Here is a 20,667-nt window from a genome sequence, read left to right on the forward strand (position 1 = left end):
TTAATGATGAAAATATTATGGAACGTATAACCAATAAATGCCTGTTCCTCTTTTCTGCTTTGACTCTGCTGTGCTGCCTGTCATGTGGTAAACTGGATTATGAAAACAAAGAGTTTTATAAGAAAGAGCTCTATATTATTAGCGGAGAATCTACTGCAGCAACAGAAAGGACAATCACTTCGCTGGAAGCCTACACTTTTAATGATACCTTGAAAATCCTTAACGACAAGTATGATGTGGAGTTGATCGAAGACCTTAAGGACGGTCTGGTAGATGTTAAATTTAAGATTGGAATTGGAGGTTCATTGCCTGCCGACAAGGATATTGTGGTAAAAGTAGCTTTCGACGAAGAAACGCTGTCAGACTTTAATGTGGAAAACAATACGGCTTATGCTATTCCGGCGGCTACGCGATATACCGTCAATGCACCTCGCGATGAGCTTTCCAAAGCCTTTATCGTGACCATAAAAAAAGGAAGCTCTTCGAGTTCATTGATATTTTCTATCCCTATCAAAAGGGCTGAAATTGGTGTTTACGCTAAGTATGCTTTTCCCTTAAGAATTGTAGAAGCTAACGAAAGCAGCCTCAGCCGCCTTTATGATAATTTTATGGTCGCAAATCTGATCGTAGATACGGATAAGATTGTAAACTGGTCTGGATTTCCGATTCCGGAGCTTCCGGAGGGGCGCTATCATTCTGCGCGTTTACAGGGCAATGCCGGAGAGAATACCGTCAATGGGCTGCTCTACAGCTATAAGTATATTACCCGGTTAAGCAAAGATCCAAAGGATAAAGGGCAATTCATGATCTGGGGAACAGGAGTGTGGAGCTTCGAAGTATTCGGGATGCATTCCATAGGCTGGATGTATAATAAGCTTTATCTGAACAATCAGGTCTACGGCACCTACACTATGGAACCTATAGCAGCGGGGGATCCTAAATTTCCTATGACAACCTTTAGGTATTCTACGATTCAGAATAGCAGTACCGACAATACTTACGACCCAAAAACAAAAACACTGACCCTGCATTACAAAAATGTGATTGGTGCGGATTATACCGATGTTTTAACCTTTGTTGACGATAACCTGAACATCAGGGATGCCAATACATCGTCTGGACCTCATAATTGGGAGCATGTAAGACAATCCGGCTATACCTATTGGCTGCCTATTGACGGAAAATAAGACAAAGTATGAATGGTTTATCTATAAAACAGAGATCGTAATACCTGCTGCAATAGCCCTGATGAAGGAAAATGTCTTTTATGCGCTTCAGTAATGGCTGAAGCGCCCTGCAGGACCGCTGGTATTGGTCCTTTGTTGTTTCTTTTTTTGAATTTGATCAAATAATCGCTAAATTATATAGGGTAAACGAATACCTGAATATTTGTCGGTCATCATGTAAAAACCAAAGAGATGAAAAAGCGCGTTCTCATCAGCGTCCTGCTGGTCGCCATGTTTTTCAACCATTTAAATGCACAAGTCAAAAAGGCTGTAGCGAAACCTAAAGGAAAACTGGAAGCTTCTAAGGAACCCGCTCTCAGCAAAATAGATTTTTTTAGCCAGACACCTGATGGGGCGGTACAGATCTTTAATGATGAACTCAAAAAGCTACAGATCGTGCTCAGAGATATACAAGAAACAACGACCTATGACTATGATGCGAAGGGCAAGAAACTCAATAGCATTGCTTCTACTTCGAGAAGATTGATCTTCGACAAAGGGCTTAACGCATCGATTGTTGCCGATAAGAATGACTATATCACTGAAATCTCCCTTGAACAAAGTAATGGCAATGGGAGATATTTTAAGGAGATAAAAAAAATGCTGGGCCTGACTGCCTGGCCGGTTATCGCCCTGAATGAGTCCGATACCACCTTTAGGAATGGGAATCTGGTCGCAACGACCTCTTCTTATAAAGCACTGAATGAAGACGGAGACGAAACGGGTAAGAATGGACTTGCGCTTAGCATGAAGCGGATCAGTCTTTATGCCTATGTACCCAAAGAACTGCGGCAGTTCGATGCCCAGGACATCATTGTACATGACAATGCCGAAGATGTAGGTTATTCGGTGGTAGAATTCATGAAAAAAATAGGGGTCAACCTGCTTTATCAGGACTATGAGCAGACTTTTGCAATAGAGGGGGAGTTGTCGGGCTACAGTCGGAATTATCAATTCAGCAATTCCGTTTTTGTGACGATCGCCACTTCAGCACTACGGAAAATGAATAGGATGGAGCTGACCTGTAAGGATCCCATCACCTTTTCCAAACTAAAAAAAGCCCTTGGCATTCAGCAATGGGCAAAAACTGGCAGCGACCCTGAGCTCGGTGCCGACTATTATGAGTTCAAAAATATACGCTGTAATGTTTATTCCAGTGCAAAATTTATATGGCTTGATATTAAGCCATTAGAGGAGGATATGCCTTCAAGATTGGAGAATACAAAGACACCGGGATTCGATGACCTGGCCAATCTTTATCAGTCCGGGCCACCGGAACAGGTGATAAAGACGATCACTGCCAATTATGTAAATGGGATAAAGCATGACGATGGCTTGAAAAAATGGGTTGCTGATCCACTTGCCGATAAGCTTAAATTTTACTTTAAAGCTCCCAATGCTCCTGTTGCAGTATGTATCTTCAATTACAAGGTTTCAGTTAATGATAACAACAGCCTCACGATGTATCTTTATTCCAGGGACACGCAATACCTGAAGGACATTCTGTCACAATATCAAAACAGCGCTTCCAGGTCGAAATATATATACATGGTAAAAAAGAACAACGTTATTGTGGAACAGACCGGTGATTTTGATGAGATCTGGTTCATGGACAGGGCGGTCAGAGCGCAGCAACTTGCCGGGCAGGAACAGCAAAAGGCTGAAATTGCGAGAAAAAAAGAGCAGGAAAGACTTGATGCTATAGAACTAGAGAAACAAAAAGCGGCCAGATCAATGGAAACATTAAATAAGTTGGGTGATTTCTTAAAAGCGCCCAGGAAAAAGCCATAGTTCTCTGTTTCTTTAAAAGTTTATTTTTTTATTTCCGTAAATTGCTAATTGCAAGCTGGTTGTACTATGCAGGCTGTTCTACTATGTTTATTTGTTTGCCGTTTTGTTATATTTGAATACTTTAAGTAAATATTTATAATATAAAATGAGCTCAATATTCTTTGTGTGTTACATTTAAGATTGCTCATCTCGTATTATTGAGGCTGGAAGAAGTAAAATATATCATGAGAAATGCGACTATAGTATCATTAATATTCTGCAGCTTATTTTGCAAAGCGCAAAAAGAACTAAGTATAGTTGCCAAATTTAAAGCACTTAAGACATTTGTACCGTATGCGTTCATGCCAAATGATAGCATCATCAGATTTCAAAAGAGAAAATATTTGGTAAAAACTAAAGCGTATCTCGAAAATGGCGAATTCATAGGTGTCGATATCTGGAATCCTTTGGGGTATGTAGAACATACAAAAAATGAACTTTCCAAAGTTACAGCAGTCTTTTACGATGCCTATGAAATAGACCTCGCTAAGACTGCTAAGATAATAGATCATAAACACATTAATATTGACGGCGAAACTTATCGGATCAGATTTTTTAATAAAAAAAGGAAAGAGATCTATTATTTTGCAGGGATTGATCCCGAATATTTGTATATTATCAGATATAAATAAGTCCTCAATAGTGTGCTCTGATTCGCTGATTCCTTTAATCTATTGCTAAGATGGCCTAAGAATTATTTGAGCCGCACTGTAAAACGGGATTGAGTATTTCAATCCTTGTTTATTATATTTCCTATTTGAATAGTATACACAATTTGTGAAGAAATCCCGTCAATGTACCCACTTAAGTTAAACGCATCAATACCTCAATCGCGATGAATGCCATTCTAGCATTGCAATTTCATGAATCTAATTTAGCAATTTCCACACTAAGTTTAAGGTGATGTATTCTAATTGTTAAATAATTTGTTGTAATATTATTTTATTGAAATATTTTTTTACTTTTGAGGTAACTCGGAGGTTTTTTAAACTTTTTAGTTTAAAACTTATTGTTAAACAGCTCTTTATGATCTTTTTAGGTTTTTTTTGAACTTATTTTTCAATTGTTTTCGTCAATATGTCTGCGTGTTTTATTAACATATTACTGGGTATTGGTATGCCTTTTTATTTTTTCGCTGTTATTGAGTTTGTTGTAATTTAAAATTAGTAAATGTTGTTTATGATAAGAAAAATGTTGTCTGTATATCTGTTATGGATTCTTGGCGCTGTTAGCTATGCCCAAGATTTAAAAAGGGTCTTGCCACCTTCACCCAGCAGTAATGAGTTTGATAAGTATGTTAATCATGTCGTCTCGTTACAAAGCGGGACTCCCGAAATAAATATACCGATTTATGACATACAGGTGGGATCTGTCAAAATCCCAATAGCACTTTCTTACCATGCCTCAGGAATCAAATTCGCACAGGCGAACGGTGATGTTGGTGTGGGGTGGGCTCTAAGCCCAGGATATAGGATCACTAGGACAACTTATGGTTTTGCCGATGAACAAACTGTAATGCCAAGCCAACATGAAATCAATAACAAAGTGTATTACGAAATGGATAGGCTTACGCGAGAAAGGTATCTGTCGAAGTTCAATAAAAGTAGTGAATCCCACAGATTTTTAGATGGCCCGTTTGATGATCTGGATGGTCAATATGATATATTTACTTATGGTCTCGATAATACTTCAGGCAGGTTCCTGATCGATGATAGGGCCAATAAGACAACCACTTTATTGACTGGAGAATTTGGCTCTAAAATCAATTACACCACCAAGATGCTTCCAGCGAATAGTCTATGTATTAACGCAATGGATTTTATGGACACCAGGGGTGTCTTTTATGAGTTTGGGAAAGTTGAAAACAGTAATGAAGATCTTTGCGAAACTACAGGTGTTAGAGGTGGTTTAGTTACGACGGCTTGGCCTCTAACTAAAATCAGCTTGCCATCTAATCAACAGATATATTTTAAGTATAGGAAATTTTATGAGCAAAGAGGGGCAGGAGTGACTTCGCTTTCTCTTACCTATGGTGTTCCTAGACAGTCTCGGGACGATTGCTATCCCGATCAAATGGTGTACTCTAGTAGTGTAACAGGTTCTCCTGGATATTATGATATCTATAACACGATGGAGATAACCACACCTAACGAAAAGGTGACTTTTGAGCGGGCAACGCAGGATCAAAAGATCAATGCTTTGAATATTTCTACTATAACAGGAGAGTTAAAGAAAAGAGTTCTGTTCTATTATAGTTCAGGTGGAAACAATCGTCAGTTTTTAGATTCTTTAAAAATCTATGATGCGAATTTGAAAAATTCGTTCACTTACAAATTTGAATACGATTCCAGAACTACCATTTATCGGAACTATGATTTTTGGGGTTATTATGCAAGGGATGGGAGGTCTGATCTGGGATATGATGCTTCTTATCTTCCTGAGCTTAAAGTGAATTTCAGTGCGATCAATTCTGGGATGACATCTCCTGAAGACCCCTGCAATTTTAACCGCTACAGTGCTTATGATTTTGGTGCAAATAAAAGTCAGGCTTCCGTCGCATATAGTTTAAAAAAAATTACTTATCCTACTGGTGGTTTTACAGATTATGTTTTCGAGCCGAATCAGTTTAACGCGAATGGAAAGATTCAAAGCGGTGGAATTCGTATACGAGAGATTCGGTCTTATGATAAATCTGAAAAGCTACTGCTTTCAAAGAGTTACCTATATGGAAAAAACTATTCTGGTTATGGAAAAGGACAAACGTTGCCTGGTTCAGAAATAGGTATGAATATTAGCGAACGGGCTGAACTTGTTGCCATAACAGGCGGAACGTATATGGAGGCCGTAAGAAAACTTGTTTATTCTTCTGTCCCGGATCCAGAGATTGCTGACAGTTATGTGATGCAAAATTATGGATGGTATGATGAAGTTACTGAAATAAATAAAGACGCTGCTGTTACCGGAAAAACGGTTTACAACTTCGATCAGAATTACTTTAATGCAGGATGGTATCCCCGGGAGGTTCAGAATCCTGCTCCATTTGTAAGGACATACGATTACCGAACCGCACCTCGCTTAAAGGAGAAGCGCTTTTATGAAACAACAGCTACCGGAGAGAAACTTGCACGAAAAGAGACTTACGAATATAGCGCAACTGCTACGAGTCAGTTTAATGGTTTCAAAGTGAGTGGCTTTGCAAGAGCCTCTCCCGCAGAAAATCGATATCCGACGGTGTTTAGTTTTGCTATAGGCGGGCATAATTCACTCTTTAATTATGCTGAATATGACATCATCGGTGGCGCTAAGCAGTTATCTTTGCAGACAGATTCTACTTTTAATACGGATTCTGGAGTATTTGTAAATACAAAAGCCTGGACGTTTAATTCCCTTGGGCAAATATCAACGAACACGGAGACAACAAGTGATGGGGAAAAGATAGTCTCTAAGATGACTTATCCAATGGATTATGCCAGTACTGAAGCTGCCAATAATGATATTGCAAAAGGGATTCAAATCCTTAAAGATAAAAACGTTATCAATCCTGTTGTAGAGCAGTATGTTCAGAAATCTAACGCTAACGGAACTAACCTCAGAACCGTATCTTCTATTTTTACTACTTATAAAAAGACAATACCTTACCCCAATGTTGTCTATAAAATGGAGAGTCGACAAGGCATCACAAATTTCATCCCTGCGACTGTTACTGTAACAGCGAGTGTAATAGACAGTCGTTATAAGCCGAAGATCTCTTTTAACGAATATGATGGGCGTGGTAATGTTTTAGAGCAACAAAGGATCAATGGGATTAAAGAGGCCTATCTCTGGGGATACAGTTCTCAGTTTCCGGTTGCTAAAATTCTAAACGGTGATTACAATGTGGCTAGGCAATATGTAAGCCAGGCTGTACTCGACAATCCCGAGAATGACCTAGAATTAAGAAATGAGTTGAATAAGTTAAGGTTGAATCTTACTGGTTCACAGGTTACTACTTATACTTACGAACCTTTGGTCGGAGTAACAAGTATAACAGATGAGAAAGGACAAACTTCCTATTATGAGTATGATGGATTTCAACGACTAAAAAATATCAAAGATCAGCATAATAATATAATAAAAAACTATACACTTAATTATGGATTGAGTCCCTATGTCGCTCCGACAATTTATAAAAGTGTTGCGATGAGCAAAGTGTTTACAAAGGTTTGTACGAATGGGCTTACTGGAACTAGTGTTTCCTACACCGTTCCTGCGGGAAAATATACTGCTACTGCAAGTCAGGCTGCAGCCAATCAGTTAGCAACAAATGAGCTCAACACTAAGGGACAGACTAATGCTAATGAGTATGGGACTTGCATCAATACCTGTACCGGTGAAGGTCAAAAGATAGTTAATGGTTATTGTGAAACAGGTACGAGATACAATTTGTACTCTATAAGGTCAGGAAATGGTTATAAATGCACATATGAATACCAATGGTCTGATGGCTCAAAGAGTGGACTCCTTTCTGACTATAACGATTATGCCTGCGCAATAGACTAACCCTGATAGACTAACTGAATTTAAAATGATAGATGTTAAAAAAATAATTGTACTCGGGTTGGTTTTAATGGTTGAGGTATTTAATCCTGCAGCAGCTCAAAAACCATTGGTACTGTCAAAATATAGTGGCGAGAACGAAATTAAGGCACCTGGTAGTGTAACCCTGATAGCTGGGTTTCATATTCCTTCAGGAAGTACAGTGCGAATCTTTACGATTCCCCCTGTTCTGAACTTTCCAAATGTTGCTTCCAGGCCTAGCAGTAACCAGAATTATATGTTAACCAGGACGTTTAAAATGGCTAATGTTAATAATGGAAATATAGACAGTCTGCGAAAAGTATCCGATGAAAATCAATCGGTACAATATTTCGATGGTCTTGGAAGGCCATCACAAGCCATCACCATTCAGGGGAGTCCTTCATTCAGGGATATTGTACAACCCATAGAATATGATGCCTTTGGAAGAGAGGTTAAAAAATATCTTTCCTATGTTTCTGACAGCTCATCAAGCGATGGCCGATATAAAACCACAGCATTGGCTGATCAATTGACTTTTTATAATAGTCCTACTCTCCAGGGGGCACCAGGGTTAGTTTCCATTCCAGGAGCTGCCTTTTCTGAAATAAAATTTGAACGCTCGCCATTGAATAGGACGTTGGAGCAGGGCGAAGCTGGTGCATCCTGGCAGTTGACTTCAGGGCATACGACAAGATTTGTGTATGGAGTAAATAATATGGATATTGCTGCTGCCTCAAAGGGTTTTGCTGTAAGGCTATATACTGCAGCATATGTGGAAGGCATAGGCAAAGAGCATGAGCGAATGCTTTCAGGAACGGGGTACTATAAGGTAAATGAGTTGGCACTGACCATCAATAAGAATGAAAATTGGACGGAAGCAGATGGAAAAGCTGGGACGGTTGAAACATATATAGACAAACAAGGGAGAACCGTTTTAAAACGCCTTTTTAATAAGAATGATGCAGGAGGAGTAGAAATCCTTTCAACTTATTATGTGTATGATGATATAGGTAACCTGAGTTTCATATTGCCTTCGGGTGCAGATCCGGATGCAATCACGTTACCATCGCAGGCAGTTCAGAATGATTTTTGTTATCAGTACAGATATGATGAAAGAAAGCGACTGATCGAGAAGAAGGTTCCGGGGAAGGGATGGGGAAGTCTGGTTTATAACAATCTGGATCAATTGGTGCTAAGTCAGGATGCGGTGCAGGCTAACAGCGGACAATGGTTGTTTAATAAGTATGATGTGTTTGGGAGGGTGATCATTACAGGGTTATATTCGGATGTAAATAGAAGGTCCAGATATCAGATGGAAACTTTGATAAATGAAGAAACCAAGTTCTTCGAGACAAAAATAACAACTGGGAATGGGTATAGTAATCAAGCTTTCCCAACAAGTATAGCCGCCTGTCACAGCATTAATTATTATGATCATTACCAGTTCCCAGGTAATGATTTTGGTCTTCCTGATACGGGGAAAAATGAAGTGGACGGAATTCGGACTCAAGGCGTGCTGACGGGTAATAAAACAGCTGTTTTGGGTACTGAAACGATGTTGTTGAGGGTAAATTATTATGATGATGAGGGAAGAGTTTTACAGGTGAAAAGCCAAAATCATTTGGGAGGAACGGATGTCGTTTCCAACAATTACAATTTTGCCGGAGAATTGAAGGAAAGTGTAAGGAATCATACCGTGAACGGGAAAACAACTGTAGTGAGTAACCAGTTTGAATATGATCATGTAGGGCGAAAACACAAGACTATGGAAAAGATCAACAATGGGGATGAGATTATTTTAAGTAAACTCGACTATAATGAGATTGGTCAGTTATCCATGAAAAGCCTTCATAGCTCTGACAAAGGAAATTCTTATCTCCAAAATACTACATTTGGTTATAATGAACGGGGATGGTTGAAAAGAAAAATCTCTACTCAATTTAGTATGGAACTACTATATGATGATGGTGCTTCTCCTCAATTCAATGGGAATGTTGCAAATCAAAAATGGGGAACTGGCAGTAGTTTCTTAAATAATTTTACTTATGGTTATGATGCTTTGAGTAGGCTTAAGAATGCCAGTAGTACGGGGATAAGAATGACGGAAGCATTGACATATGATGTAATGGGAAATATCTCTACTATGAATAGAGATGGGGAAGGAGCGAACCAGTATAAGTATAATGGCAATCGCTTGAGTCAAGTCAGTAGTGGTCCACTTCAGACCGGTTTGTATCAATACGATGAGAATGGAAATGCGATAGTGGATGGAAGAAATAAACTTAATATCGGTTATAACGTGTTGAATTTGCCTGCTATGGTTACTAAAATCGGACTAAATTTAATTTATACCTACAACGCGGTAGGAAATAGACTTAAAAAGTCGAGTAATGGAGCGGTTAGGAATTATGTGAATGGAATTGAATACGTAGATAATACTATTGATATCATTCATACAGATGAAGGAATCGCCAGGAATAATGGCGGTATATTTAGCTATGAGTACAATCTATCAGATCAACTGGGGAATGTAAGGTATAGTTTTCGCAAACATCCGATAACTGGAGCAGTCGAGCGACTTCAAAGTGATGATTATTATGCTTTTGGTAAAAGAAAGTCTTCTGGAAACACAGTCTCTCTAAATAATAAGTACCTTTATAATGGAAAGGAAATTCAGGAGGAAATGGGCGAACAGTACGACTATGGCGCAAGATTTTACGACCCCACGATTGGAAGGTGGAATGTGGTGGATCCCAAATCAGAATTACTTGAAATGTCTTCCCCCTATGTTTATTCTCTAAATAGTCCGGCAAACTTTATTGACAAAGACGGGGAACTACCTATTTATATTAACGGTAATACTGAAGGGGACAGTGAACGTGGTAATAGGTCTTATTGGGATGCGCAATTATTGAGGACCATTGCTAGTTCTGGAATGCCCAATCCTGGAGGACAAATCCATTGGGTTGATGGAAATAGAGGGAGACAAGCGATACACGGAAAGCATTATGTGACCAATGATCGGGCTTTTGGAGCTATGGACAGATTTTTAGGTGGTCAGATGGATGCAAAAAAAGACTTTAAAGAAATACTGGCAAAGCTGGAGCGTGATCCTAAGACCAATAAGATTATCGAAAAAATTCAAATTTATACACATAGCCGAGGGGCTGCATTTGGAGCAGGTTATACTGATGCGCTTTTAGAATTGATAAAAGAGAATCGTGGTCAATTTGAAAATCCAGATAAGGTCATTGAATTTGTATTAAATTTGGCCCCTCATCAATCAGATTCAATAGAAGCTCCAGTTGGATCAAATTCATTTTCTATTGATCATAGCTGGGACGGGCTATCTGGTGACGATATGGGGAATAATACGGCTTTTACAACCAATACGGGATCTTGGTCTTTAAAAAAACCACACAAAAATGGTAGTTTTGGTAAAGAGGTGGGCGCATTTTTGAAGGCTTTTCAGAAAAGTAAAGGCGATAAAAAACAATTCGTTCGTGATTTTGCTAGCTTGTTGAAATCTTATGGTATTGACTTACAGGAAGAATAGCTATGAAAAAACTCTTTGTATATCTTTTTTTATCCGGGCTAAATATTGTATTATATTTTGCCTTAGCAATCGTAGATGTATTTGCGGAATTTCTATTTTTTGGATCGGGTAAATCGAGCGAAAAATACTCTTTTTGGGGATCATTATTTTTTGCTCTGTTGCAAATAATCATTTTATGGCTTCTCTATAAAAAACAAATCCTTTTAAAGGATAAGTTGCTGCTAATCATAAATATAGGAATTGTGGTGTGCTTGTTTGTTATTTCGCTGTTTATCGCCCAAGCGTTTTAGTCTATTAAGTAAGCTTTTTAAGGAATGATATTAACCTATTGATTGGATAGCCTGGTAATCATTTGGTTAGTATAAAAAACCCGGGATTGAAATATTTCAATCCCGGGTTTTTTATACTTCCTGCTTAAATCCTATGCACTACATATGAAGAAATTCGATCAGTATACCCCGCTTAAGCTAAACGTACTAAAACTCCTTTTCTCTTTACCACATTTTTATAATCCCATTGTATCACCTTTGATTTTTCAATCCAGCGGGCCAGATGCTCCAGGTTAACCTGTTCAATTTCCGTGTAGGTAATGGAGGCGTCCTTAAATTTACCGCTGCCAACCTTTAGTTCAGTTTCCTCAAAATCAGCACCGCTCCAGAACATCAAACGGATACCAGCTTTGAGTTTACTATAGCCAACAATGGGATTACCATCTATAAACCAGACCGGATGTGCATGCCAGATCTTACTTTCTTCCTCCTTGAGTTGAAGGTTAATTCCGGCGGATAGCAGGTTACAGATTTCAGAATCTATCGCCGACTGAGTGTCATTATAATGCTGTATATCCTTATTCATCAGATTTCGATATCTTCCACTAAAATAGGAATAAATTATAAAAAATGTCTTGATCTTCAAAAGCGGAATGGGCACGTTTATTGGTATATCCAGTATATTTGAAGATATTAGAATTTTCTACCCATAACAATCGATATATGCAGGAATCCATCCTTCCCAAACTAGAAGCATCAAGAAAAGAGCTGCTGGATTTGGGTATGCGCAATACCCTAATTAATTACAAGGTACAAAAGGCGAGAGGCATCCATGTGGTGCAAGAAAAATCAAGCTCAATTTTTGATATTATCGTTCGTCAGAACAAAGCCATGACTTTTCTAAGCAGACCTGATAAAGACGACGATGATACTGAAGAGATGCCTGCACTTAGTGAAGAGGAGCTGGAAGATACCTACAATGATACGCGACTGCAAACGGAGGATACAGAGCAGAAACTTCAAACTAAGATGCTCAATACCTATTACTTTGCCCGTACGAGTATAGAGGAGCAAGGTGTTAATATTTTATACTTGTCGCTGGGCATGCTGAACTGGTATGAACAGGGCAATACGACCGAACCACATCAGGCGCCCCTGGTTTTGCTTCCCGTAACGCTGGAAAGGTCCAGTGCAAGCGAGCGTTTCCGGTTGAGGTATACAGGTGGAGACATTGGAGCCAATCTCTCTTTGCAAGCCAAAATGATGACAGATTTTAACATCACCATTCCGGATTTAGGGGAGATGGAAGATTTTGACATTAAGGCTTACATGGAGGATATTGCTGCAAGAGTAAAACACCATACGGCCTGGAGCATAGACCATGATGCAATTGAACTTGGTTTCTTCTCTTTTGGTAAATTTATGATCTACCATGATCTGGATAGCAGCAAATGGCCGGAAGATGGTAAACCCAATGATCATGCGATCCTTGGCTCTTTATTTGGTGCGGGGTTTACAGAACCTGAGCCAACGGCCAATGCCGAACACAATCTGGATAAGGAGACGAAATCCCATGAACTGTTTCATGTGGTTGATGCAGATAGTTCGCAGGTATTGGCGATGCTGGCTGTTCATGAAGGAAGGAACCTGGTGATTCAGGGCCCTCCGGGAACGGGGAAATCCCAGACGATTACCAACCTGATTGCCAACGCAGTTGGCCATGGTAAAAAAGTCTTGTTTGTTGCAGAGAAGATGGCGGCTCTGGAGGTCGTGAAACGCCGGCTCGATTCCATTCATCTGGGAGAAGTCTGTTTGGAACTACACAGTCATAAAGCCAATAAAAGAGAGTTACACGCGGAACTAAAACGCGTTCTGGAATTGGGGAAACCCACTTTAACACATTTAGAAAATGAGTTGGTGGAACTGGATGCTTATCGCGGCAGACTTAACGGTTATTGTAATTCGATCAATCAGGAGATTGGAAAGAGTGGATTATCAGGGCAAAAAGTCATTGGTTATCTGCAACTAATTGCAGATCAATATAAAAACATAAAACTGGCTAATGTGCCGGTTACTGATATTGAAAGCTGGGATATGCTCCGTATGAGCAAAGCGGAAAAGAGGACAGAAGAGATTGAGGCGAGGTTGAAAGAAATCGGAGTTCCGGCCAGTTTATTATTTTATGGCAGCAAGCTTAAGCTCTTGCTCACACATGAGCAGGAAGCTTATCAGGCTTTGATAGACACTGCACTTAAAAGCACAAAAGATTTAGCCCATACTGCAAAGGAAGTTTCTGCTGCATTGCTCATGCAAGAACCAGTCATTTCCACAGAGATTGATGGTTTGATCGCTGCAGCGAACGTGGTTGCCGAAAGCCCGGACTTAAGGGAGATCGCAGTAAAAGATATTGCCTGGACTGCCAACTATGAAGACTTGAGGGAGCTGCTGGAAACCGGAGATCGCCTTGCGATACTAAAACATTCTTACGACCAGGTGCTCTTACCGGAAGCCTGGAGTCAGAATGTTTTGCAAATCAGGCAAAACCTGCTGATACATGGAAGGAAATGGTATAAATTCCTTATTGGCGATTATAAGAGAAGTGTGAAGGAACTGGCTTCCTTTTCGTTGATACCGTTACCTGATGATCTGGCTACCAAAATCAGGTATACCGATGATATTCTGGAAGCCAGCAGGTTGAGTACTACTTTGGCTGAGCATGAGGCCTTGGCGCAGAAAGTGTTCGGGTCCAGATGGCAGAAGCTGAAAACCCGCTGGAAGGAACTCTACGAGATCCTTCAGTTTCTTTCTAAAGTACACAGTGATATTTCCAATATGGTGTATCCAGCTACGATGCTGGAGGTGCTGAGCAAAAATGAAAATTCCCTGCGTACATCTGAATTGGCCGGTAAATTAAGCGCGGCTTCATCCAGACAGCAGGAAAGTTTTGATGCGCTCCTGGGAAAACTGAATTTCGACAGTAACCTTGTTGCTGAAAATAGACGATTGACTGCCCTTAATTTCAATACTCAACTTGATTTGCTGCAACGCTGGTCTGATCGTTTTGTGGAACTCCATCACACTGTGCAGTGGAACAACCTGGTCGAGACAACTGAGCAGGAAGGCTTTGCTTACCTGACCACACTTGCCGCAGAATGGGGGGGAGCCCAGACTTATTTAAAAGTTTCCTTACAAAAAACATGGTATGAACACCTGATTACCAGGGTCATGACAGATAGACCGCCTTTACGCGGTTTTGAGCGATCGGGGCATGAAGAGACGATAGAGAAATTTAAAAAACTGGATGTACTGAACTTAGTTTACAATAGGGCGCGTGTGGCACTGACGCATTTTGAGTCCCTGCCCAAACCTGAAGGCGGCGGGCAAATGAGTGTGTTGCGGACAGAGTTTAACCGGAAGGCGAGGCATATGCCGATTCGTAAGCTGATGCAGGAAGCAGGTCTGGCCATTCAGGCCATTAAGCCGGTGTTCATGATGAGCCCGATGTCGATTGCCAGTTTTCTGCCTCCCGGAGATATTGAGTTTGATCTGGTGATTTTTGATGAGGCCAGTCAGGTGCGCCCGGTTGAGGCATTGGGTGCGCTATTGCGTGGAAAACAGCTCGTGGTAGTAGGGGATACCAAACAATTACCACCAACAAGTTTCTTTGATAAGCTAAATACAGAAACGGAAGACGAGGATAATGTAACTGCTGATATGCAGAGTATTCTTGGAATGGCGGATAGTCAGGGTGCCCCGCAACGCATGTTGCGCTGGCATTATAGAAGTCGCCATGAATCATTAATCAGCTTGTCCAATCAGGAGTTTTACGAAAATAAACTGGTGATTTTCCCTAGTCCGGGTTCAAAAACCCAGATGGGATTGGCTTTTCATCACCTGCCGGATGCCGTGTACGATCGTGGTAAAACGAGGAGCAACCCCATAGAAGCGGAAACTGTAGCAGAAGCCGTTATTCAGCATGCCTTGCGAAATCCAAAGCAAAGTCTTGGGGTAGTGGCTTTCAGTACTTCACAAATGCAGGCCATACAAAATGCGCTGGAGATAAAGCGCAGAAAGAATCCTGAATCGGAGCATTTTTTCAGGAGTCATGCGGAGGAGCCTTTCTTTGTGAAGAACCTGGAGAATGTACAAGGAGATGAACGGGATGTGATCTTTATCAGTATTGGTTACGGCAGAATTGAAGATGGAAAGGTGCCGATGAGTTTCGGTCCGCTGAATAATGAAGGTGGGGAGAGGAGATTGAATGTATTGATCACAAGAGCAAAATACCGCTGTGAGGTGTTCGCAAACATTACTTCCGACGATATCGTTACCACTACAACCACCAAATTTGGCATCAGGGCTTTAAAGAGCTTCCTGTATTTTGCGCAGCATGGTAAGTTTGCCGTAGATCAGGATGTACCGATCCTTACTGAACGGCCATTCGAACAAATGGTCGCAGGCCGGTTAACAGCTGCAGGTTATACGGTTCGGAATAAAGTAGGATCTGAAGGGTTTTATCTAGACCTGGCAGTAGTTGATCCGGAGCATCCCGGAAGATATTTACTGGGAATTGATTGTGATGGTGAGTCCTATGGCCAATCTAAATCAGCCCGCGACCGTGACCGCTTGCGTAAGCAGGTGTTACAGGGAATCGGTTGGAAGATGTACCAGGTCTGGAGTACAGAATGGTATCGCAATCCTGAACGGGAATTTCAGCGTTTGCTGGATTTTTTAGAAAAAGTAAAAGTGCAAACATCGCTTGATGATCAGGAGGAAGAGGAGACCCGCATTGAACCGGCCACATTGTTAAGAGAAGAGCCGGAAGAAATTGACCTCAGTATTCCAGTCTATGAGCAGGCAAAGTTGTCACTGGGTAAGAACACTGAAGAGTTGCACTTGTTGCCTTTTGATAAAATAGGCAATTGGATTGCAAAAGTGGTAGAAAAGGAAAGCCCGGTACATTTTGAGGAGATGGCCAGAAGAATTGCCGAGGCTGCAGGCCTTTCAAAGATCGGCTCCAGGGCACGCTATACCTTAGAAGCAGCGACTACTTATGCGGTAAGTTCCGGTTTGATCAATAAGAAGGACGACTTTCTCTGGCATCCCGAAATGGAAACTGCCATCATCCGCAACAGATCGGGCTTAAGCAGTACTTCCAGAAAGCTGGTTTACATTGCTCCGGAAGAAATGAGCCAGGCAGTGCAGAAGGTGGTGCAGGAGTCTGTGGCCATTCAGCCGGAAGTGGCCGCTCCTTTAATTGCGAGGTTATTTGGTTTCAGCAGAGTTACCGAAGAGATTAAAAACGAATTGTTATTGGTATTAGAGCATAATGTAGCTATGGGTAAAATAAAGAAAGACGGGGAATTGCTTAAGGAGATTTAAATTTGATTCATTGGTCATTGGCATATTGTATTTATCAGGATTCATACCTGAAGTACTTTTAGTATATCTGTATTCCCCAAACAATTTGCAAAGGCTTTTCAATTATGCGGATTTTATAACGGTTTTATAAGGAAGTTGCTAGGGCCTCAACCGGCCTGCAGCCCATTCAAGGGCTGCCATCATAATGCTCAGATTTATTTTAGTTTCTACAAAATGGAATAGACTATAGGAAGGCTATATGCAGTTTCTGTATTTTCTGTTAAAACAAACATATGACGACTATTGTTGTAACTAAAAATTAAACGCATATTTAATTACACAATTAACTTATAAATTATGGCAATCTTATCAAAAAGCGCTTTTGGTTGTCCCAATGGGAAAATCGGAAACATGGTTTACTACATGCTCAAAGGACAGCCAGTCTGCAGGCTGATCGGTGAACAAGGCGAGCCCAGCATTAAACAACTGGCCAATTATCAGGCCATGAAGGTCACAATGGTTCTTATAAAACAGATGAAGGAGTTCATTACCAACAGTTTTGAACTGGAAGCGAGGGGAACCGTAAAAAATGCACACAACCTTGCGGTCTCTTACAATAAAAAACAGGCATTGCAGGGAGAATATCCCAATATCAGCGTAGATTACAGCAAAGTGGTACTCAGTTATGGGCAACTTCCCGGAGCAAGGGACTTCAGCATCAGTAAAACGGAAACAGGATTGATCCTAAACTGGAATCCGGAAAGCTATGCAAACGGGCATGACGGTGATGACATCCTCATGATTCAGCTCTATTATCCTTTGATAAAAAAAGGAAGATCCTTACTGAATGCATCAAGAAGGGATTCCGGTCAGGTATTTATCCCCATAGAGGAATCAATGATTCAACAGCCGATAGAGGTCTATGCCTGCTTCAAATCGGCCGATGGAAAGCAGATTTCAAACAGCATCTATCTGGGAAACATAAATGGAACCCTAAAAAGTGCCGAAGAACTAGCTGCCCAGGAAAGATACATCACCTTAAAAACCAGGTTTGATCAGGTCGCTACCAAATATTTAGCACAGAAAACAGAAATAGAATTTGCGCGGAAGGACGAAGACAAAGCTTTTCGGAATCTGAAAGTAGAATACCTGTCTCTGAAGGAGCAATTAGCACACCTTCCGGGAGGTCCTGGTTAAAGGTTAGCGATCAGCGCCCAACATGTTTTTGATAAATGTCGCCTTTACTATGTTAAAGGCTGGAACTTGCTGTGCGCTGAATTTCGGAATTGATCCTTCCCTGATTTATCTTCCGGCCTCGATTGGCTTTGCTCCTCAAAACTGAGCAGCAAAGCGCTTTTTGTCCAATACATGAAATTCTTATTGATTTGCATTTTTCTTCAACCACTCCAGCCTTCTCTGATCGGCCAACTGCTTTACCGCAAAACCTTCAAATTTGGCATTAAAGCCAACTCCATCAGGGCTAGCCGCCATAAAGCCAACCATCACTGGTGTGTTATCTTGTAAGTATGCGTTCCGCATCATGGTATAGGTTTTGTCATCATAAGAATAAAATATTTCAACTGCATCTAGCCTTCTTACCGCTTTTATCCATATAAATGCAGGTGCTTTGTCCAGTGTGATTACACTCCAATCGCTCGTCTTATGTGTAACCACAGTACTTAGATTGTATTTTCCATCTACAAATTCGATTCCTGCCTTGATATAATTCTCATGATCTGTACGTAACATTAATCCCATTTGATCGAAACGGTTTTTATAATTTCCGGTGATCTTAACCTTTACTTCAAATTCGCCTCCATAGGTACTGTAATAGAATGGCGCATCATCCACAGTAAAGCCATAGTGTGAAATCCTCCAGTAATCGCTCTGAGGGGTGACAAACATGTTTAAGGCATTGTCTTTAATTTCCCACTTTTCGGGTTCATTAAACCACTGCATCTTTTCCAGGCGCTGAGCAAAACCTGCCTGCGCTATCGCGAACATCACCACACTTAAAATAATCTTTTTCATTTGTTGTTTTGAGTTAATAAAATATTACTCCGCAAATGTAGATGGTCGTGCATGACGCGCCAATACTGATTAATAACCATTTGAAATGAATATTATTTATCCGGGTGTTTTCCTGTTATCAGAATACAACGCATATTTAAATCAGAATTAACACTATATTTAGTTTTGGCTAATATGCAACAAATAGTTTTGTGCAGAAATGTTGAACTATATCCATCATATAAAAGAAGGGGATCATGTATCTTTTGAAATAGTTTTTACACTATGTCATAAAAAGGTGTATGCCTACTTTTTAAAGAAGACAGCCTCCGAAGATATCGCTCAGGAGTTAACTCAGCTGGCTTTTATCAAATTATGGAATTTTAAGCATACCCTTTCTGAAGAACATGAGCTCGACTTACAATTGTTCCGGATTGCAAAAACAACCTTACTCGATTATTTTAAAAAGCTGAGTAATGACGAGCGGAACCTTAAACTTTATTACCACAATCTTTCTGAAGAAGCGGTTGACCAGAATCAAAAATTTGAAACCAATCAGCAATTAGAAGTCGCATTAAGTGTCCTTCCTCCAACACGAAAAAAAGTCTTTATTTTAAGTCGCCTGCAGGGTTACTCTTATAAAGAGATTTCCGAACAGCTTTCTATTTCGCCGAGAACGGTAGAAAAACACATCTCACTTGCTGTAAAACAGCTTGACGGATATGCTTATCTGCCATTGTTCCTCCTCCTTGCGGAATACCTGCGTTAATTTTAAAAAATATTTTTTATCCGTTACGGGTTTATCCCTGGTTCAATCGTATTAGTAGTATGAATGTATCTGATGAGTTATTAGATCGATATTTTAAAGGAACTTGTAGCCCCGAGGAAAGGCTTCAGGTGTCTGAGTATTTAAGTAAAATTGACGACTTGCCAGATCATTTGTTAACCAAAGCCGATTGGGACGAAACCATTGATGCCGGAATAGATCATGCAAAAACTGAGGAGATGTTTAAAGCGATAAAAAAACAAACCTTAGCTAAGGTGTATCGTTTAAAATGGATTAAAATCAGCTCAGCGGCGGCAGTTGTCCTTGCCGTACTTTTAGTGGCCCTCTTTAACTGGAAGCATACTCCGCCAGCGCCCAATCTGACCGAAAACAAAATTTCAAATCTTAATGATGCAAATGCCATCAGCTGGAAATCAATCACAAATTATACAGACAACAACCAGTCATTTACCCTGCCGGATAGTTCGACCGTCAACATCTTTCCGGGCGCTGAGTTAAGGTACGCTGTTCCCTTCGTAAAAAATAAGCGGGAAGTGTATTTAAATGGAAAGAGTTTCTTTCAGGTGGCTAAAGACAGCGAACATCCTTTTGTAGTCTATGCCAAAGGAATTTCTACCACTGCTTTGGGAACCTCCTTTACCATTACTGCCTTAGGCAAAAGCAGATTTATTAAAGTGCAGTTGCATACCGGTAAGGTCCTCGTGAAAAATATAGATTCCGTTCATCGCATCGCCTCGTTTAATGAAGTTCTCCTTCCGGGAAAAGAGCTGGTATACAATAGCCAGATCAATAAAGTGAAGGTTTCGGATTCCAGAATTTTAGCCAGAAAGGAAAACCTGATCAGGGAGCTAAACTTTACACAGGCACCTTTGGTGGATGTTTTTCATAAACTGGAAAAACATTACCATGTTAAAATCAATTACGATCGTGCAGATATCGCCGAAATGTCGTTTACAGGTAGCTTAAAACTAACCCAATCCATAGCTTCTATTTTAGAAGAAATTGCCGAATTAAACAAACTTAGCCAAACTAAAACAACCGAAGGTTACCTGATTAGAAAGTAAATCCAGA

Annotated in this window: 12 protein-coding genes; 10 read left to right on the plus strand and 2 right to left on the minus strand. The window is 40.4% G+C overall.

The features are described 5' to 3' along the window. Positions 1-17 precede the first annotated feature (17 nt). The 6 genes from AAFF35_RS11610 (at position 18) to AAFF35_RS11635 (ending at position 11,459) form a co-directional block, all read left to right on the plus strand. On the plus strand, positions 18-1,187 hold the full coding sequence (locus tag AAFF35_RS11610; protein WP_342332657.1) for a DUF1735 domain-containing protein: 1,170 nt from the start codon (positions 18-20) through the stop codon (positions 1,185-1,187). A gap of 231 nt (positions 1,188-1,418) precedes the next feature. Continuing rightward, complete coding sequence (locus AAFF35_RS11615) at positions 1,419-3,017, plus strand: hypothetical protein (RefSeq protein ID WP_342332659.1); 1,599 nt, start codon at positions 1,419-1,421, stop codon at positions 3,015-3,017. Positions 3,018-3,241: 224 nt separating this feature from the next. Continuing rightward, positions 3,242-3,688 carry a hypothetical protein gene (locus tag AAFF35_RS11620; protein ID WP_342332661.1) on the plus strand — a complete coding sequence of 149 codons (447 nt, stop codon included), beginning with the start codon at positions 3,242-3,244 and terminating at the stop codon, positions 3,686-3,688. A 547-nt stretch (positions 3,689-4,235) separates the two neighbouring features. Beyond that, positions 4,236-7,595: a DUF5977 domain-containing protein gene (locus AAFF35_RS11625; protein WP_342332662.1), complete on the plus strand. Its 3,360-nt coding sequence runs from the start codon at positions 4,236-4,238 to the stop codon at positions 7,593-7,595. 25 nt (positions 7,596-7,620) lie between these two features. After that, entirely contained in the window at positions 7,621-11,169 is a 3,549-nt protein-coding gene (locus tag AAFF35_RS11630; protein WP_342332663.1) for a DUF6443 domain-containing protein, read from the plus strand. A 2-nt stretch (positions 11,170-11,171) separates the two neighbouring features. Next, positions 11,172-11,459: a hypothetical protein gene (locus AAFF35_RS11635; protein WP_342332664.1), complete on the plus strand. Its 288-nt coding sequence runs from the start codon at positions 11,172-11,174 to the stop codon at positions 11,457-11,459. 172 nt (positions 11,460-11,631) lie between these two features. Here the strand turns inward: AAFF35_RS11635 and AAFF35_RS11640 are convergent, their stop codons facing one another. Then, positions 11,632-12,024, minus strand: a complete 393-nt coding sequence (locus tag AAFF35_RS11640; protein WP_342332665.1) for a DUF1801 domain-containing protein — start codon at positions 12,022-12,024, stop codon at positions 11,632-11,634. Between the two features lie 137 nt (positions 12,025-12,161). Between AAFF35_RS11640 and AAFF35_RS11645 the strand changes: the two genes are divergently transcribed. Further along, positions 12,162-16,820 carry a DUF3320 domain-containing protein gene (locus tag AAFF35_RS11645; protein ID WP_342332666.1) on the plus strand — a complete coding sequence of 1,553 codons (4,659 nt, stop codon included), beginning with the start codon at positions 12,162-12,164 and terminating at the stop codon, positions 16,818-16,820. A 336-nt stretch (positions 16,821-17,156) separates the two neighbouring features. Then, positions 17,157-17,996, plus strand: coding sequence for a DUF6266 family protein (locus AAFF35_RS11650; protein ID WP_342332668.1), 840 nt, complete (start codon positions 17,157-17,159; stop codon positions 17,994-17,996). Positions 17,997-18,176: 180 nt separating this feature from the next. On the opposite strand, the gene AAFF35_RS11655 is transcribed toward AAFF35_RS11650, so the two are convergent. Further along, on the minus strand, positions 18,177-18,830 hold the full coding sequence (locus AAFF35_RS11655) for a DUF1349 domain-containing protein (protein ID WP_342332669.1): 654 nt from the start codon (positions 18,828-18,830) through the stop codon (positions 18,177-18,179). Positions 18,831-19,029: 199 nt separating this feature from the next. Here AAFF35_RS11655 and AAFF35_RS11660 point away from each other — a divergent pair, with 199 nt between their 5' ends. Next, a complete protein-coding gene (locus tag AAFF35_RS11660) occupies positions 19,030-19,578 on the plus strand; it encodes a sigma-70 family RNA polymerase sigma factor (protein WP_342332671.1) in 549 nt (182 codons plus the stop codon). A gap of 59 nt (positions 19,579-19,637) precedes the next feature. After that, positions 19,638-20,660 carry a FecR family protein gene (locus tag AAFF35_RS11665; protein WP_342332672.1) on the plus strand — a complete coding sequence of 341 codons (1,023 nt, stop codon included), beginning with the start codon at positions 19,638-19,640 and terminating at the stop codon, positions 20,658-20,660. The last annotated feature ends 7 nt before the right edge of the window (positions 20,661-20,667 follow it).

This window comes from Pedobacter sp. FW305-3-2-15-E-R2A2 (assembly GCF_038446955.1).
Lineage (GTDB): Bacteria > Bacteroidota > Bacteroidia > Sphingobacteriales > Sphingobacteriaceae > Pedobacter.

Excerpts from the sequence above, each read along its gene's own strand:
- AAFF35_RS11615 (WP_342332659.1), top strand. The coding sequence starts at position 1,419 with ATGAAAAAGCGCGTTCTCATCAGCGTCCTGCTGGTCGCCATGTTTTTC.
- AAFF35_RS11660 (WP_342332671.1), top strand. The coding sequence starts at position 19,030 with ATGTTGAACTATATCCATCATATAAAAGAAGGGGATCATGTATCTTTT.
- AAFF35_RS11635 (WP_342332664.1), top strand. The coding sequence starts at position 11,172 with ATGAAAAAACTCTTTGTATATCTTTTTTTATCCGGGCTAAATATTGTA.
- AAFF35_RS11625 (WP_342332662.1), top strand. The coding sequence starts at position 4,236 with ATGATAAGAAAAATGTTGTCTGTATATCTGTTATGGATTCTTGGCGCT.
- AAFF35_RS11610 (WP_342332657.1), top strand. The coding sequence starts at position 18 with ATGGAACGTATAACCAATAAATGCCTGTTCCTCTTTTCTGCTTTGACT.
- AAFF35_RS11655 (WP_342332669.1), bottom strand. The coding sequence starts at position 18,830 with ATGAAAAAGATTATTTTAAGTGTGGTGATGTTCGCGATAGCGCAGGCA.
- AAFF35_RS11620 (WP_342332661.1), top strand. The coding sequence starts at position 3,242 with ATGAGAAATGCGACTATAGTATCATTAATATTCTGCAGCTTATTTTGC.
- AAFF35_RS11650 (WP_342332668.1), top strand. The coding sequence starts at position 17,157 with ATGGCAATCTTATCAAAAAGCGCTTTTGGTTGTCCCAATGGGAAAATC.
- AAFF35_RS11645 (WP_342332666.1), top strand. The coding sequence starts at position 12,162 with ATGCAGGAATCCATCCTTCCCAAACTAGAAGCATCAAGAAAAGAGCTG.
- AAFF35_RS11640 (WP_342332665.1), bottom strand. The coding sequence starts at position 12,024 with ATGAATAAGGATATACAGCATTATAATGACACTCAGTCGGCGATAGAT.
- AAFF35_RS11630 (WP_342332663.1), top strand. The coding sequence starts at position 7,621 with ATGATAGATGTTAAAAAAATAATTGTACTCGGGTTGGTTTTAATGGTT.
- AAFF35_RS11665 (WP_342332672.1), top strand. The coding sequence starts at position 19,638 with ATGAATGTATCTGATGAGTTATTAGATCGATATTTTAAAGGAACTTGT.